17 protein-coding genes are annotated in these 15,970 nt (G+C 32.4%); 7 read left to right on the top strand and 10 right to left on the bottom strand.

What is annotated here, in order from left to right:
• Positions 1–70 precede the first annotated feature (70 nt).
• The 5 genes from dnaN to ACUN3A_RS00230 form a co-directional block, all read right to left on the bottom strand.
• Complete coding sequence (gene dnaN, locus ACUN3A_RS00250) at positions 71–1,189, bottom strand: DNA polymerase III subunit beta (RefSeq protein ID WP_445549339.1); 1,119 nt, start codon at positions 1,187–1,189, stop codon at positions 71–73.
• Positions 1,190–1,296: 107 nt separating this feature from the next.
• Entirely contained in the window at positions 1,297–2,982 is a 1,686-nt protein-coding gene (gldG, locus tag ACUN3A_RS00245; RefSeq protein WP_445549338.1) for a gliding motility-associated ABC transporter substrate-binding protein GldG, read from the bottom strand.
• On the bottom strand, positions 2,982–3,707 hold the full coding sequence (gene gldF / locus ACUN3A_RS00240; RefSeq protein WP_445549337.1) for a gliding motility-associated ABC transporter permease subunit GldF: 726 nt from the start codon (positions 3,705–3,707) through the stop codon (positions 2,982–2,984). The genes gldG and gldF overlap by 1 nt, the downstream gene beginning before the upstream one ends.
• A 107-nt stretch (positions 3,708–3,814) precedes the next feature.
• Positions 3,815–4,111: a putative quinol monooxygenase gene (locus ACUN3A_RS00235; RefSeq protein WP_445549336.1), complete on the bottom strand. Its 297-nt coding sequence runs from the start codon at positions 4,109–4,111 to the stop codon at positions 3,815–3,817.
• Between the two features lie 165 nt (positions 4,112–4,276).
• Positions 4,277–5,107 (bottom strand): SAM hydrolase/SAM-dependent halogenase family protein, encoded by an 831-nt coding sequence (locus ACUN3A_RS00230; protein WP_445549335.1) that lies wholly within the window; start codon positions 5,105–5,107, stop codon positions 4,277–4,279.
• A 127-nt stretch (positions 5,108–5,234) separates the two neighbouring features.
• Here ACUN3A_RS00230 and ACUN3A_RS00225 point away from each other — a divergent pair, with 127 nt between their 5' ends.
• The 5 genes from ACUN3A_RS00225 to ACUN3A_RS00205 all read left to right on the top strand — a co-directional run bounded on the left by ACUN3A_RS00225 (position 5,235) and on the right by ACUN3A_RS00205 (position 9,253).
• Complete coding sequence (locus ACUN3A_RS00225) at positions 5,235–5,492, top strand: hypothetical protein (RefSeq protein WP_445549334.1); 258 nt, start codon at positions 5,235–5,237, stop codon at positions 5,490–5,492.
• Between the two features lie 146 nt (positions 5,493–5,638).
• Positions 5,639–6,592: a PhoH family protein gene (locus tag ACUN3A_RS00220; RefSeq protein WP_445549333.1), complete on the top strand. Its 954-nt coding sequence runs from the start codon at positions 5,639–5,641 to the stop codon at positions 6,590–6,592.
• Between the two features lie 217 nt (positions 6,593–6,809).
• Positions 6,810–7,634: a Cof-type HAD-IIB family hydrolase gene (locus ACUN3A_RS00215; protein ID WP_445549332.1), complete on the top strand. Its 825-nt coding sequence runs from the start codon at positions 6,810–6,812 to the stop codon at positions 7,632–7,634.
• Positions 7,635–7,646: 12 nt separating this feature from the next.
• Positions 7,647–8,222 (top strand): hypothetical protein, encoded by a 576-nt coding sequence (locus ACUN3A_RS00210; RefSeq protein WP_445549331.1) that lies wholly within the window; start codon positions 7,647–7,649, stop codon positions 8,220–8,222.
• A gap of 77 nt (positions 8,223–8,299) precedes the next feature.
• Positions 8,300–9,253 (top strand): phosphoribosylaminoimidazolesuccinocarboxamide synthase, encoded by a 954-nt coding sequence (locus ACUN3A_RS00205; RefSeq protein WP_445549330.1) that lies wholly within the window; start codon positions 8,300–8,302, stop codon positions 9,251–9,253.
• A 133-nt stretch (positions 9,254–9,386) separates the two neighbouring features.
• Here the strand turns inward: ACUN3A_RS00205 and ACUN3A_RS00200 are convergent, their stop codons facing one another.
• From ACUN3A_RS00200 to porX, 4 genes are all read right to left on the bottom strand, one after another.
• Positions 9,387–9,761, bottom strand: a complete 375-nt coding sequence (locus ACUN3A_RS00200; protein ID WP_445549329.1) for a DUF4258 domain-containing protein — start codon at positions 9,759–9,761, stop codon at positions 9,387–9,389.
• 36 nt (positions 9,762–9,797) lie between these two features.
• Positions 9,798–10,991 carry an alanine dehydrogenase gene (locus tag ACUN3A_RS00195; RefSeq protein ID WP_445549328.1) on the bottom strand — a complete coding sequence of 398 codons (1,194 nt, stop codon included), beginning with the start codon at positions 10,989–10,991 and terminating at the stop codon, positions 9,798–9,800.
• Between the two features lie 107 nt (positions 10,992–11,098).
• The gene (tsaE, locus tag ACUN3A_RS00190; RefSeq protein ID WP_445549327.1) at positions 11,099–11,506 is read right to left on the bottom strand and encodes a tRNA (adenosine(37)-N6)-threonylcarbamoyltransferase complex ATPase subunit type 1 TsaE; all 408 of its coding nucleotides are present in this window, start codon (positions 11,504–11,506) and stop codon (positions 11,099–11,101) included.
• A gap of 114 nt (positions 11,507–11,620) precedes the next feature.
• The gene (gene porX, locus ACUN3A_RS00185; RefSeq protein WP_445549326.1) at positions 11,621–13,174 is read right to left on the bottom strand and encodes a T9SS response regulator signal transducer PorX; all 1,554 of its coding nucleotides are present in this window, start codon (positions 13,172–13,174) and stop codon (positions 11,621–11,623) included.
• 168 nt (positions 13,175–13,342) lie between these two features.
• Between porX and ACUN3A_RS00180 the strand changes: the two genes are divergently transcribed.
• On the top strand, positions 13,343–14,197 hold the full coding sequence (locus tag ACUN3A_RS00180) for an EamA family transporter (RefSeq protein WP_445549325.1): 855 nt from the start codon (positions 13,343–13,345) through the stop codon (positions 14,195–14,197).
• Positions 14,198–14,398: 201 nt separating this feature from the next.
• On the opposite strand, the gene ACUN3A_RS00175 is transcribed toward ACUN3A_RS00180, so the two are convergent.
• The gene (locus tag ACUN3A_RS00175) at positions 14,399–14,767 is read right to left on the bottom strand and encodes a hypothetical protein (RefSeq protein WP_445549324.1); all 369 of its coding nucleotides are present in this window, start codon (positions 14,765–14,767) and stop codon (positions 14,399–14,401) included.
• 392 nt (positions 14,768–15,159) lie between these two features.
• Here ACUN3A_RS00175 and fabG point away from each other — a divergent pair, with 392 nt between their 5' ends.
• Positions 15,160–15,906, top strand: a complete 747-nt coding sequence (gene fabG, locus ACUN3A_RS00170; RefSeq protein ID WP_445549323.1) for a 3-oxoacyl-[acyl-carrier-protein] reductase — start codon at positions 15,160–15,162, stop codon at positions 15,904–15,906.
• Positions 15,907–15,970: the final 64 nt, after the last annotated feature.

Genomic DNA, 15,970 nt, shown 5'->3' with positions numbered 1-15,970 from the left:
AACCTTGGTTAGGGAGTTTTGGTTTTTTCAAATATAAAATGGTTTTGGTTAGTTTCGTGTTTTAATACAACTAGTTGTTTAGCATTACTGGCATTACAAGCATTGTTACTGTTTCACCTTCTTCTAGTCCATCAATTGGAGTTAGAATTCCAGCTCTGTTTGGTAATGACATTTCAAGCATTATCATATCTGATTGAAGATTGTTCAGCATTTCAGTCAAGAAACGAGAGTTGAATCCAATTTGCATATCATCTCCTTGATAATCACAAGTCAATCTTTCTTCCGCTTTGTTAGAATAGTCAATATCTTCAGCAGAAATATTCAATTCAGCACCAGCTACTTTCAAACGAATTTGGTGTGTTGTTTTGTTTGAGAAAATAGCAACACGACGTACTGAACTCAAAAATTGAGAACGATCCATCATTAATTTGTTTGGATTTTCTTTTGGAATAACCGCTTCGTAATTTGGGTATTTCCCATCAATCAAACGACATAATAAAATGTAGTTATCAAAAGAGAAAGTAGCATTCGAATCGTTGTATTCTATTTTAACTTCAGCATCTGATGAGCCTAGGATACTTTTTAAAATGGTCAAAGGTTTCTTAGGCATAATAAATTCTGCTACTTGTGATGCTTTTACATCCGAGCGAGCATATTTTACCAATTTGTGAGCATCTGTTGCTACAAAAATCAAACCTTCTGGTGAAAACTGGAAGAAAACTCCAGACATTACTGGACGTAAATCATCGTTTCCAGCTGCAAAAATAGTTTTGCTAATTGCTGTTGCCAAAACATCTGCAGGAACTAATGTTACAGATGGTTCGTCTAAGCTTACTGATTTTGGAAATTCTTCTCCTGGAGCATATGCTAATGCATATTTACCTGAATTAGAACTAATTTCGATAGTACTGTTTTCTTCAACTGTGAAAGTTAGCGGTTGTTCTGGAAAAGTCTTAAGGATCTCCAATAATAGTTTAGCAGGAACAGCAACACTTCCTTTGCTTGTAGAGTCGATGGCCAATGTAGCAGACATAGTAGTCTCTAAATCGGATGCCGAAACAGTTAATTCGTTATTATTTAATTCAAATAAAAAGTTGTCTAAGATAGGCAAGGTATTGTTGCTATTGATAACACTACCTAAAACTTGTAATTGCTTTAATAAGTACGAACTCGATACTATAAATTTCATCTGTATTGTTTTGTTTTTAATGGTGTACTTTTTTAAAATAAAATTTGTCATACACTTTTACAAATATATTGTAAACTATTCTAGTATCGCAAATTTTTTATTAACATCTATTTGCTGTATTTTCTTTTTCTTAACAATGTAAATCCAAAGCCAAATAAAACTAAAATTAAGATTGGAAGCCCGAGAGTTAGGAACTGTGTGAAAGTATAGTTTTCATATACTTTTTCTTTATCCAACAAAGGCAAATCGAGATCTTTGCTTCTAATGTTAATAAGTCCAGTGTCATCCAACAAGTAATTGACACAATTCATCATAAAATCTTTATTGTCATATAAATTGCCAGATCGTTGGTCGTAACCTAATTCTACTGGTTGTCCCGCTTTATCCAATTGGTTTTTTATAAGATCTCCATCCGAAATTACAATCATTTTACTTTCTTTTCCTTTGTTTAAAAAGGATTTATCGTCAAATGGTAATACACGATTTTCAAACATTGAATGAAAAGATCCTTCTAATAAAACTGCTAACGGAATATTTCCTTTATTCAAGTACTCAGCAGGGGAGGTTTGTTCCGAAACCATATTCAAACTGATTTGCGCGGGAGTTCCTATTTTTTTAGAATAAGGAGAAGATTGTAACAGAACTGTTTTTTTAATTCCATTTTTCAAAGTATCGATTGCATTGGCAAAATCAAATTTGATTCCGCCTAAATTTTTCACGATAGGATGTTTACTGATTGGATACACTTGTGGGGCAAATTTCCAGTTAAAATCCTGATAGGTTGTCCCGCTTCCTTGTTCTCCACTGGCTAGTTTTATAGGACTTCCTTGTTCATCTTTAACTAAGTCCGGATTGATACGAACTCCATATTTAAAGAATAAATCATTCAGATTTAAATCTTTTGGAAATGCTAAAGTAGCGCCAGATGGATTGTAAAGACTATCCATTTCGGCATTAACTTGTTCTACTAACCATAGTGTTTTTCCACCATTAATGATGAATTGATCCAGAACCAGTTTTTCTTCGTCAGTAAAAGCTTCGGTTGGTTTGGCAATAACGGCCAAGTCATAATTCTGTAATGATTTTAATGTCCCCGTTGGATTTTTAGCAACTGAATCTAAAGTAAATGGACCAATGAAGTAGCTTTCGCGAACTTGCATCAGGAATTTAGCAATATGTCTTTCTTCTAGTTCTCCATTTCCTTTTATGATAGCAACTTTCTTTTGTTTGCCTTTAGAAATTTTATTAATTCCATCAGATATCGAATATTCAAGATGCTGAACTGAACCAATTACTTTTTGAGTCGTATTAGTTCCCATAATATTTTTCAACAATGGGATATTGACTTCTTTGTTATTGTAAACTGCAATTGCCCAAGGAAAAACCATTGATTGAGATTGTTTTCCTTTATCGTCAACCGTAATATTGATAGGAGTAAGCCCTTTTCGATATAATTCTTTGATATTTTCCATGCTTTCGTCTTTGTTCTCCAGCGGATCAACAAATTCGATGATAATATTAGAATTATAGGCTTGAAATTCTTCTAATAACTGTTTGGATTCTTGCTGTAATCGCTTGAATTCAGCGGGTAATTCTCCTTGTAAATAGACTTTTATTGATAAAGGTGCTTTTACCTCTTTGATGATTTTTAAAGTCGTAGGCGAAAGCGTATACCGATGATCTTGCGTTAAATCAAATCGGTGAAAAATGAAATTACTAATGATGTTTAAAAAGAATACGATCGCAACAGTAATCAATAACGATTTGGCGTTTTTTATATTGAATGCTTTCATTACGACTTGATAGATTTTAAATTATAAACGGTGAAAGAAAGGAACAAAACAGCAATGCTCACAAAATAGATGACATCTCGAGTATCAATAACGCCTCTGCTCATACTTTTATAATGATCCTGCATTCCAAAATATTCAATAAAAGAAGAGAAACTTGGCAAAATAGAAGCTAATCCCTGAAAACCAAAATAGAAAATGAAGCACAAAAATACAGCGATAATAAATGAAACAATCTGATTCTCAGAAATCGAAGAAGTAAAAATTCCAATTGCAGAATAAGCTGCGATTAAAAATAATAAACCAAAATAAGATCCAAGTGTACTTCCCATATCTATATTTCCTTCGGGATTACCAAGATTCCAAATTACAGCAACATAAATAAAAGTGGGGATGATGGCCATTACTATTAATAGAAAAGCGCCTAAAAATTTCCCATTTACAATTTCCCAAAGACTGATGGGTTTTGTGAGTAATAATTCGAGCGTGCCTTGTTTTTTCTCATCCGAGAAGCTACGCATTGTTACTGCAGGAATCAGGAATATTAAAATCCATGGAGCCAAAGTGAAAAATGGTGTTAAATCCGCAAAACCAGTATTCAATACATTATATTCACCTTCAAAAACCCAAAGGAATAAGCCATTTCCAATTAAGAAAAGGGCAATTACTAAATATCCAATTGGTGAGCCAAAAAAGGATTTTATTTCGCGAAATACAATTGACTTCATTTATTTTTTTGTTTAATCGTTGATTTGTTTATTTGCTACAAAGGCGCAAATATACTAAGTTTATTAATCTGAAATTTGCAGTTTGAAAACTGCAATCTAAAATCTGCTTACTGCAAACTTACTAATTTATCGACGCTCCAAGCCTCAGGTTTTGCATTGAATAATTTTTTAGTGTATTCCCAAACGTTATAAAAAAGCTCTGAATTGCGATAATTTTCCAAATCAGCTTCTGATTCCCAATAGCTATAAGTAAAGAAAATACTTTTATTGTTTTTATCTTGATACAATTCTAAAAAACGATTTCCTGGAGCGTTTCGTATTTTATCTTTCATAAGTTCAAAGTTTTCCAAAAAAGCAGGAATATGTTCCTCATGAAAACTCAGTTTTACTATTCTTACAAACATGATTACATTCTATTTAATGAAAAATAAATAACAATTTCAATGGCAATATCAATTTCAAAAACTCTATTTTCTTTTCTCTTTGTTCTTTTTTCTAAAATCTGAAATCAAAAATTGTTACCCGAGCCTGAATGGCGAACAGGCGAAGCAATCAACAATCTTAAATTTTTAACTCTTAAATTGTATCGAAACCACATCTCTATAATTAAGACCTAATAACGAACTTGCAGAACCTACTGTTAAAGGATTACTTCTAAAAACGGCTATTTCTAGAAAACCAGCCTCATTAAAAATAGCTAGTTTCTCTCCTTCATAATATTTTATTGGATATTTATCGGAACTGGCTATAGCCGAATAATAGGGTAAAATGGTTTTTATAGTTTGTGCTTTAAAAACAATTTTATAACTTCTTCCTTTTACACATTCCAAAAACTGTTTTTTTGAAATATTAGTTACAACATTACCAAAATGGTCAATATAAATCACATTTCCTTTCAATTCACTTCCGTCTTCGGATAAAATTACTTGTAAATCAGTTACTTGTTTTAAGTTGCTGATTTCTTTTCCAATAACACTTAATGCTCCGCCTTTGGCAACATGGCATGCTACTTTTACAAAAACATCCAGATCGGTTGCTTCATTATGCAAGCGGTCATGGATGGTTATGGCGACAATTTTTTGAGGAATTATCTTTTGCGAAAGCATACTTAATATACCATTATCAGAAGCGATAAAGAAATGATCGTTCCATTGCATTACAATATGTTGGTTTTCTTTATTGGATTCTAAATCGACACCAATTATATGAACAGTGCCTTTCGGAAAACTATTATAAGAAGCCGAAATGATGTAACTAGCTTCGGCTGTATTGAATGGATCGATGTAATGCGAAATGTCAATAATAGAAGCGTCAGAATACTCAGATAATATTTTCCCTTTCAAAGCGCCGACAAAGTGGTCTTTTAAGCCGTAATCGGTAGTAAGGGTAATTATTGACATAAGATTGTTTATAACTATTGAGTTTTGAAGCGACCGAAACTTATTTTTTCTTAAATTTGAGAAATGCAAAGCTAAAGTATTTTATACTTTATTGAAACAGAATTTTATTTGATTTAAAACAAAATGTATGTCTAAGTTTATTTTTATTTTATTTCTTTTATTTACGAGTATAAATTCATTTGGTCAGAGTTATTTTTCAAAAAAAAAAGCAACTGAATCAAATGTTTCAGATGATTTAATCATCGTTAAAAGTGAAAAAAAGGAAATAGTGAATGAAACAAAGATTAATTTGTTGCTTAACAATAATCTTTGCGAAATCTTATCGATTAAGCCTTCTGATTTAATGAATGAAAAAATGTTAAAAAAATTAAAAGCTAACGTGTAATTAGAACTAGAATTCCCTAAATTCTAGAAGAGATGTTTTTAGTGTTATTTGCCTACTGATTTAGAAATTAAAAACTGTAATGCAATATTACAGCGCAAAGATTGAATTGATTTAAACTCAATTAATTAACTTAAAAACTTCTTATTTTGAACGAACGAATCATTGAACTCATCGACATTGCTCCCAAAGATTTCTGGGGGACACAGGACTCTCACTTAGAGTCAATTAAAAAACTTTATCCAAAACTAAAAATTGTAGCAAGAGGTACCACTCTTAAAGCATTTGGTGACAAAGATGTTTTAGATGAATTTGAAATGCGGTTCCAGCGTTTGATGTTGCATTTTACCAGATATAATACTATAGATGATAATGTAATCGAACGAGTGATTTCAAGTGACTCCAAAGAGGAAACAAGAGTATTTGGTCACGACAAAATCTTAGTGCACGGAGTAGGCGGAAAAATTATTAAAGCCATGACTCCTAATCAGCAATTGCTGGTTGATACTATGGAAAAAAATGATATGGTATTTGCTGTTGGCCCTGCTGGTACAGGAAAAACCTATACAGGTGTTGCTATGGCTGTAAAAGCATTGAAGGAAAAGCAAGTCAAGCGTATAATACTTACTAGACCAGCTGTAGAAGCAGGTGAAAATCTTGGTTTTCTTCCAGGAGACATGAAAGAAAAACTAGATCCATATATGCAACCTCTTTATGATGCATTGCGTGATATGTTACCAAACGAAAAGCTAGAAGATTATATTTTGAAGGGAATTATTCAAATTGCTCCTTTGGCTTTCATGCGTGGAAGAACTTTAGATCATGCCTTTGTGATTTTGGATGAAGCTCAAAACACAACGCATTCGCAAATGAAAATGTTTTTGACGCGTATGGGTAAAAGTGCTAAGTTTATGATTACTGGAGATCCAGGCCAAGTAGATTTGCCTCGAAGAACTATATCAGGTCTTAAAGAAGCTTTATTGGTTTTAAAAGATGTAGATGGAATTGGTATTATTTATTTAGACGATAAAGACATCGTGCGCCACCGATTGGTGAAAAAAGTAATTGATGCTTACAAACAAATAGAAAATAATGACTATTAAAGTTATAATAAAAAAGATAATTAAAATTAAAAGGAGAAGCTCGTCGTAGAGTTTCTCCTTTTTGTATAAATAAATGGGAGTTCTTGTTTGTTTTGCTAATTAAAGTTAATAGATCTATATAATTAAGTTAAATGCATTTTATATAAAACTAACTTTTTTGGTATGTTATTGAAAAACAATAAATTTGCAATGATTAAAATGAAATTGAAATTAAAAAATGTCGAAACAAAAAATTAAAGTAGTAATAAGCGATTTAGACGGAACATTACTCAACTCAGATCACACAATATCAGCGTATACCAAATCTGTTTTTCAAGAATTACACAAACAAAATTATTTGATTATTGTTGCTACAGGTCGCCATCACATGGATGCTATGGCAATCATAAATAGCTTGGACTTTCCTGTTTATTTAGTAACGTCAAATGGTGCAAGAATCCATTCACCACAAAAGGAATTACTGTATTCTTTTAATATGGATGGAGATTCGGTTAAATCTGTTTTATCATTGGATATTGATCCAGAGATTACAACTGTTTTATTTAGGGAGACTGTTTGGCAAACTTCAAAAACGAATAATAAGCTAAATGCTTTTCAAAAAGATTTGGCATATCCTCCTCAAGTGGTTGATTTTTCAGAGCTTGATGATTTTAATGCCATAAAGATATTTTTTACTCATGACGATCATCAAAAATTAGTTGATTTAAAAGAAAAAATTCTTGAAAATCATTTAGATGTTTTTAGTCATGCTTTTAGTTTACCGATTTGCTTAGAATTTATGGATAAATCAGTGGATAAAAGTGTTGCGATAGGCAAGATTCTTGAAAAAGAAGGTTTTACATTTGAAGAAGCTATCTCTTTTGGTGATGGTTTTAATGATGAAAAAATGTTGGGTGCCACTGGAATCGGACTAATAATGGGTAACGCACCAGAAAATTTAAAAAACAAATTGCCTCATTTAGAAGTGATTTCAACTAATAATGAGGATGGCGTAGCCAAATATTTAGCTGCAATTTTAGAAGGATTGAGTGTTTCATCTTAAATATAAATCATTATGAACAGTTATTTTGAAAGAGTTAAGCAAAATTGTATTTCAGGGATTTTATTTTTATTGCCTGTTTTGATTTTATTGATCTTGGTCAAAAAAGTTTTTGGTTACTTCGCTAAGTTTGGTGGCGGAATTGCAAAAATGATTGGGTTTGATAAAATATTGGGACCGAATGCAGCCAACTTTTTTGGAGCGCTGATTTTGATTCTATTCGTGTATTTATGTGGGTATTTGGTGCGAATGGCTTTTTTTAAAAGGATGAGCGATTCAATTGATGCCAAACTAAAAGAAGTAATTCCGGGTTATGAAAAGCATAAAGAAATGGCCAAAAAGCAGTTGGTTGATGAGCCAAAAGTAGAAAATGATGTACCTGCTTTAATACAGTTTGGAGATTATTGGCAACCTGGATTTTTGATAGAGCAGGATAATGAAGGAAATGCTGTAGTAAACATACCCAACTCTGATGGAAGCGAAATATATGTTGTTCCGATTCAAAAGGTAAAAATCCTTAAAGACACTACCTTAACTACACTTAAAGCTTCTATTAAAGCCTCAGGAAAAGGACTTCTGGCTTGTAAATAGAACTTTTGGTTTTCCTTGCGTTCTCTATTAATTAGTTTTAAATTTGCATCCATAAAAATAACAACAACACACTACTAATGAGCAATACAATTACCACAACCAATTTTAATTTTCCGAATCAAAAATCAGTGTATCGCGGAAAAGTAAGGGAAGTTTACAATATTAATGACGATTTACTTGTAATGATAGCTACTGATAGACTATCTGCATTTGATGTAGTTTTGCCAAAAGGAATTCCATACAAAGGACAAATTTTGAATCAAATTGCTACAAAATTCATGGAACTGACTCAAGATATTGTACCAAACTGGTTAATTGCTACTCCAGATCCAAGTGTTGCTGTTGGGCATTTATGTGAGCCTTTCAAGGTTGAAATGGTTATTCGTGGTTATGTTTCTGGTCATGCAGCACGTGAATATGCTCTTGGGAAAAGGCAAATTTGTGGCGTAACAATGGCTGAAGGTTTGAAAGAAAATGACAAATTTCCAAAGCCAATTATTACACCAACCACTAAAGCGGATAACGGAGAACATGATGCCGATATTTCTAGAGAAGATATTCTTGCGAAAGGAATTGTTACTGAAGAAGATTATCTAGTTTTAGAAAAATATACTCGTGCTTTATTTCAAAGAGGAACTGAAATCGCTGCAAGTCGTGGTTTGATTTTGGTGGATACAAAATACGAATTTGGAAAAACCAAAGACGGTGTTATCGTATTGATTGACGAAATTCACACGCCAGATTCTTCTCGTTATTTCTATTCTGAAGGATATCAGGAAAGACAAGATAAAGGGGAGGAGCAAAAACAATTGTCGAAAGAATTTGTAAGACGTTGGTTAATTCAAAATGGATTTCAAGGTCTTGAAGGACAACAAATTCCTGACATGACTGATGAATACATTGAAACTGTTTCTGATAGATATATAGAATTATACGAAAACATTTTAGGAGAAAAGTTTGTGAAAGCTGACATTTCGAATATTAATGAAAGAATCGAGAAAAATGTTTTGGCTTATTTGGCACAAAGATAAATTTGAGTCTAATCGCTAAATAGCGATATTATAAAAAAAACCATAATTCATTGTTTGAGTTATGGTTTTTTGCTTTGAGCTTATTAAAAAAAAAGAAATAAAAAAACTCTTTGTGTGGAAGAGTTTTAATAAATTATTTTTTGATGATGTCTTCTAAAACAGCTTTGTTATCGTAGTTAATCACTTTGATTATGATTTGCTGATTCTTTTTAGTTTTGCCTTCAATAACATATAATTTTCCTTTTTTCAAAGGAACATTGCTATTATCAAAATCTACATCTCCTAGTTTTAAAGTGGCCTTAATATCGGTAGTATCAATCCATTTTTGTGATAAAATAAGGGAAGCCTTATCAGAATAAAAAAAAGGTTTAGTGCTTAAATCATTCAAGACTCTAGCATTTGGAAAATAATTACAACGGGTATCTTTTCCACTAAAAATAGCAGCTACAATAAATCCTCCCATTATTAAACCTATTAAATAGTAGGCAAAACGCTGTATAAAGTTCATATTTTAATTTTTGCGCAAAGGTATGGGAAAGTTTAGTTAAAAAACAATTAAATTAATGTCGTTATCTGGTAAATCAAACCAGTCGCCAATGGCCTTATTGGTAAGAATGCCGTGATATAGATAAACACCATTTTTTAAACCTGAATTACAGCGTATCGCACTTTCGATACCGCCATCTTCGGCAATTTGCAATAAATAAGGAGTAATAATATTGCTTATAGAAAGAGAAGCTGTTTTGGAATATCGGGAAGGAATATTAGGAACACAATAATGTAAAACGTTGCTTTTAATAAAAGTGGGTTTTTCGTGAGTAGTCACTTCGGATGTTTCAAAACAACCTCCAGTATCAATACTGATATCAACAATTACAGCTCCTTTTTTCATGTGTTCAACCATAGTTTCGCTAACTACTACAGGACATCGTTCTTTTCCTCTCATGGCACCAATAGCAACATCGCAACGCCTTAGTGCTTTAAGTAATGATTTTTGTTGTATAGTTGAAGTAAAAATACGTTGGCTTAGGTTGTTTTGCAATCTGCGGAGTTTTGTTATTGAATTATCAAAAACTTTGACACTAGCACCAAGTCCAATAGCAGTCTTAGCAGCAAATTCACCAGCTGTTCCTGCTCCTAGAATGACTACTTCAGTAGGGGCAACTCCAGTGATATTACCAAATAAGAGTCCTTTTCCAAACTCATTAGTAATCATCAATTCGGCAGCAATTAATATAGAAGCGGTTCCTGCGATTTCGCTCAATGAACGTACGGCAGGGTAAGATCCGTCTTCATCTTTTAAATATTCAAAAGCAAGTGCAGTTATTTTTTTTTTGGATAAAGCTTCGAAATAGGCTTTTTTTCTTGTTTTTAATTGAATTGCCGATAAAACAATTGTTTTTGAATTCATCATTTCAATTTCGGCAATTGTTGGTGGTTCTACTTTCAAAATCATAGGACAACCGAAAACTTTTTTGGTGTCTTGACTGATTTCGGCACCAGCATCACTGTATTCCTTATCACTGTAACTAGAACTCATCCCTGCACCTGCTTCAATCATTACGCGATGACCTTGATAGGTAAGCGAATTTACTGCGTCTGGAGTTAAACAAATGCGTCTTTCTTGATAACTATTCTCTTTTGGAATCCCTATAAAAAGTTGGCTTTTATGTCTAGCTATTTCTAGTTTTTCTTCTTGAGGCAGTAATTGTTCTTTTGTGAATGGACTTAGAGACATTGATTTCGTGTAATTAGTGGTACAATTTACAAAAAAGATTCAAAGTATTGTGTTTTACGACTTACTAACTTGGATTGTATCAAATTATTCTGATTAGGGTAGAGAAGTTAGTTTAGTTCTAATAAGCGCTCTCCACTTGGTAGCAATTCGATTGTAATTACAGTATGATGATCTGGAATCAAGTTTTCAATTTTTTCAGACCATTCGATGAAACACCAATTTCCAGAATACAAATAATCGTCTACGCCCATATCCAAAGCTTCGGTTTCTTTATTTAATCTGTAAAAATCAAAATGATAAACGGTTTTATTTGTGTCAGTTTGGTATTCATTCACTAATGAAAAAGTCGGACTGCTTGTAGCATCATTTACGCCCAATGTTTTGCAAAGCTGTTTGATTAATGTTGTTTTTCCAACCCCCATTTCTCCATTGAAAAGGATTACTTTGTTTGGGTTTTGATCTAAAATTTTTTGCGCAACTTCGGCAAGTTGGTCTATAGAAAATGTAATTGTCATTTTTAAAATATTGTTATGCATTTTGGATCAATGTTCAGTTTTTAATAATCTAAGTTTTAAATTTATTCATCAGCATAATAACTGCCAACTAAAAACTGAACACTGACCACTTTTTTACTTTGGATTAAAAACAAGAAATGGAATAATCATTTCTTCCAATGAAATTCCACCATGTTGATAGGTGTTTTTGTAATAGCTCACATAATGATTATAGTTGTTTACATAAGCCAAAAATAAATCGTTTTTGGCGAAAATATACGAACTACTCATATTTATGGCAGGTAATCCAATAAGTTTTGGCTCTTTTACAGCATAGACATCTTTTTGTTCGTAAGTTAGACTACGTCCTGTTTTGTAACGTAAATTCAAGCTGGTGTTTTTGTCGCCAACTACTTTCGATGGGTTTTTCACATTAATCGTTCCGTGATCGGTAGTCAGGATTAATTTGAAACCTAATTTTTGCGCTTGCTGAATGATTTCTAATAAAGGTGAGTTTTTAAACCAACTTAAAGTTAAGGAACGATACGCTTTATCATCAGAGGCAAGTTCTTTCACCACATCCATTTCGGTTTTAGCATGTGAAAGCATATCGACGAAATTATATACCACAGTAACAAGATCGTTGTCTTTTAACGATCTAAAGCTCTCAGCTAGTTTTTTTCCTCCAGCCAAATTGGTGATTTTAAAATAATCTTCTTTTAAGTCAAGTCTTAAACGTTTAATCTGCGCTGTTAAAAACTCGGCTTCATATAAGTTTTTACCACCTTCTTCTGGGTCGTTTTTCCAATACTGCGGAAATTGTTTTTCCATTTCAAGTGGCGTTAATCCAGAAAAAATGGCATTTCTTGCGTATTGTGTAGCCGTAGGAAGTATAGAGAAATAAGGAACTTCTTTTTCCAGTTTGTAGTAATTGCCTACGACGCTTTCAAAAGCTTTCCACTGATCGTAGCGCAAATTGTCAATTACAACGAAAAGTACCGGTTTGTCTTTTTTCAGAATTTCCGGAACGACCAATTCTTTGAATAAATTATGGGATTGAATCGGTTTATCCGCTTTTGGTGCAAACCAATCTTCATAATTGCGTTCTATGAATTTACCAAATTGAGAATTGGCTTCCACTTTTTGAGATTCTAAAATTTCGATCATTCCTTGATCGTCAATGTTTTCTAATTCAAGTTCCCAAAAAATAAGTTTTTTATACAATTCAACCCAATCTTCATAGGAATTAACCATCGCCATTTCCATAGTGATTTTGCGGAATTCTTTTTGGTAATCCAAAGTCGTTTTTTGTGAAATCAGTCTAGAGTGGTCTAAATTTTTCTTCAAACTCAATAAAATCTGATTTGGATTCACAGGTTTTATCAAATAATCAGCGATTTTGGAACCAATCGCTTCTTCCATTATGTATTCTTCTTCGCTCTTGGTAATCATAATCATCGGAATCGAAGATTTTTTCTCTTTCATCTCCGATAATGTTTCCAAGCCACTCATTCCAGGCATATTTTCGTCAAGAAAAACAATGTCAAAATTGTTTTCGTCAAAAATATCGATAGCATCGCGTCCATTATTACAAGTGGTAACGCTATAATTTTTTTTCTCCAGAAATAATATATGTGGTTTGAGCAAATCGATTTCGTCATCAACCCAAAGTATTTTTATGTTCTCCATTTTAATTTATTTTAGTGCAATTTAGTTTTATAGAACTAAAAAAATATTAAAAATAGTATAAAGTTGATTAAAAATAATTGCAATAAATCTAATTTGTAATTGTTGGGAGCAGAAATTAATGGGGATTCTATCATTAAATAGTATTTTTGCGGAACTAAATTTAGAACTATGTTATTTCTTATTCTGTCTGTAATTTGTAGTGTTATTGTGGGTGTTATTTTTAAAATAGCTCGCTATTATCAAGTATCTGCTACACAAATTGTAGCTTTCAATTATGTTTTTGCCTTAGTATTGTGTTATTTGTTTTTTAGCCCAGATTTAGCTGTTTTGGATGCTTCTTCACCTTGGGGAATCTTCATTTCATTAGGTGTTTTATTGCCTGTTGTATTTCTTTTTCTGGCAGCTTCCATAAAATATATGGGTATTGTAAAAACGGATGCCGCTCAAAGATTATCGTTGATTATTTCCATTTTGGGGGCTTGGTTGTTTTTTGGAGAACAATTCAGTGCACTTAAATTAATGGCTCTTTTGTTTGGGTTTCCAGCTTTATTGCTTATTCTGAACAAACCAACAGAAAACAAAGAAAATAAATGGTTTTATCCCGCACTTGTATTGCTTGGTTTTGGAGTAATAGATTTACTTTTTAAGCAAATTGCCCTAACTTCTACAGTGCCTTTTACGACTTCGCTATTTGTTCTTTTTTCGATTTCGCTTGTAATAATGATAGTTTTTAACGGGTGTCAATTGCTTTTCAAAAAAACTAAAATGGATTTCAAAAGCATTATTTTCGGAGGTTTAGTTGGTATTTTCAATTTTGGAAATATTCTGTTTTATCTAAAGGCTCATCAGGCATTTGCCGAAAATCCTTCAACTGTTTTTGCTGGGATGAATATGGGAGTTATAGTGATTGGCAGTCTTGTAGGGATATTTATTTTCAAGGAAAAAGTAACCAAGCTAAACATAACAGGTCTTTTATTGGCCTTGATCGCAATAGTTTTTATTGTGTTTTCCCAATTGAAGTAATCTAAGTTTCAGAGTGAAAGAATTGCTTCACTATTTGCTGTTCTTTAAGTGATTTTATCTGGAAATATGGATTCATGATGCCTTGCTATATTCGGCGCAAAAAAAAATGCTGGATATAACGCTTTTATCAAAGTTAAAGAGTTTTTTTTGAAATAATTTCTGAAGTAAAATCATCAAGAATCCATATTAATACCTTTGAATTTAGTTTGCAACTTTCTTGTATTCAAAAGTTCCTACTTCATCCGAAGTCATTATTCTTTTTTCACTGTCAAAAAAGTCGATGTGAAATTTTACGGGAAGAATAAGCGTCGAAGTTATTGTCAAATTTGAATTGTCTTTGGATAGTTTCCATTTGCTTTTATGGATTTCACTACCGACAAGACTTTGAAATTCACCATTTTCTAGAAATAATTGGAAAACTTGATCTGTTTTGAAAGTTTTTTGAATGCTTTTTTCTTTGCCGTTTTTGGTCCATTTAACCAGTTGCCATTTTCCAAGTAATTCTTTTGAAGTCTGAGCATTTGCAAGAAAGCCAATAATACAAGCTAAGGATAAAAATACTTTTCTCATTGAGTTGTTATTTTGAAGTTATGGCAACAATTTACGATTTTTTGAAAATTATCTAATTAATTTTCTGTTGTTTTTCGCTGTTGTGTTAAATAACAAGGTGTTAAGTCGATAATAATAGGGATTCTCACATTTCCTTGAGAAATTGTAGCAAATAGCGTAACAAAGGTGTCTTAAAAAGCCAAATCTTTCTGTTCAAGTTTTTAAAAGGGGTCTATTGCAAAAACGGCAGAATTGAAATTGTAATTTTTTTCATTCCGCATTTTTATTATATATTTGAACTTTGTAAACTAGCCCCGATAGTAGTGGAAATCCTTTTGTGTTTTTTTCAGACACAAAAGATTGCAACGAATAGCGGGAATAGCTCCTAATAAAAAATAAACTAATTTTAGAACATGAAATTACTAGAAGGAAAAGTGGCCATTATTACTGGTGCAAGTCGTGGAATTGGAAGAGGAATTGCTGAAGTTTTTGCAAAAAACGGAGCGAATGTTGCCTTTACTTATAGTTCATCTGTAGAGTCTGCAGAGGCTTTAGAAAACGAATTGAATGCTTTGGGAATAAAAGCAAAAGGATACAAGTCTAATGCAGCCGATTTTAATGAAGCGCAAACTTTTGTTGATGCTGTTTTGGCAGAATTTGGAACAGTAGATATCTTGATTAACAACGCTGGAATTACTAAAGATAATTTATTAATGAGGATGTCAGAAGCTGATTTTGACCAGGTTATCGATGTTAACTTGAAGTCAGTTTTTAATATGACTAAAGCGATTCAAAAGACATTTTTAAAACAACGTGCAGGTTCAATTATCAATATTAGTTCTGTGGTTGGTGTTTCTGGTAACGCTGGTCAAACCAATTATGCTGCTTCTAAAGCTGGTGCAATTGGTTTTACTAAATCAGTAGCATTGGAGTTAGGTTCACGTAATATTCGTTGCAACGCAATTGCTCCAGGTTTTATTGAAACTGAAATGACTGCAAAATTGAGTGAAGATGTTGTAAAAGGATGGAGAGAAGGAATTCCTTTGAAACGCGGAGGTTCTACAGAAGACGTTGCTAATGCTTGTTTGTTCTTGGCCTCTGATATGAGTGCTTATATTACTGGGCAAGTATTGAATGTTTGTGGTGGAATGCTAACATAGTAATTTAATGATTGAAAAATTTAGAGATTAAAAAATATAATTAATTAGTTAATTTTTCAATTCT

Source organism: Flavobacterium sp. WC2509 (assembly GCF_052683105.1).
The sequence above is the reverse complement of the archived record's forward strand: the minus strand, read 5'-3'. Positions and strand labels throughout refer to the sequence as shown.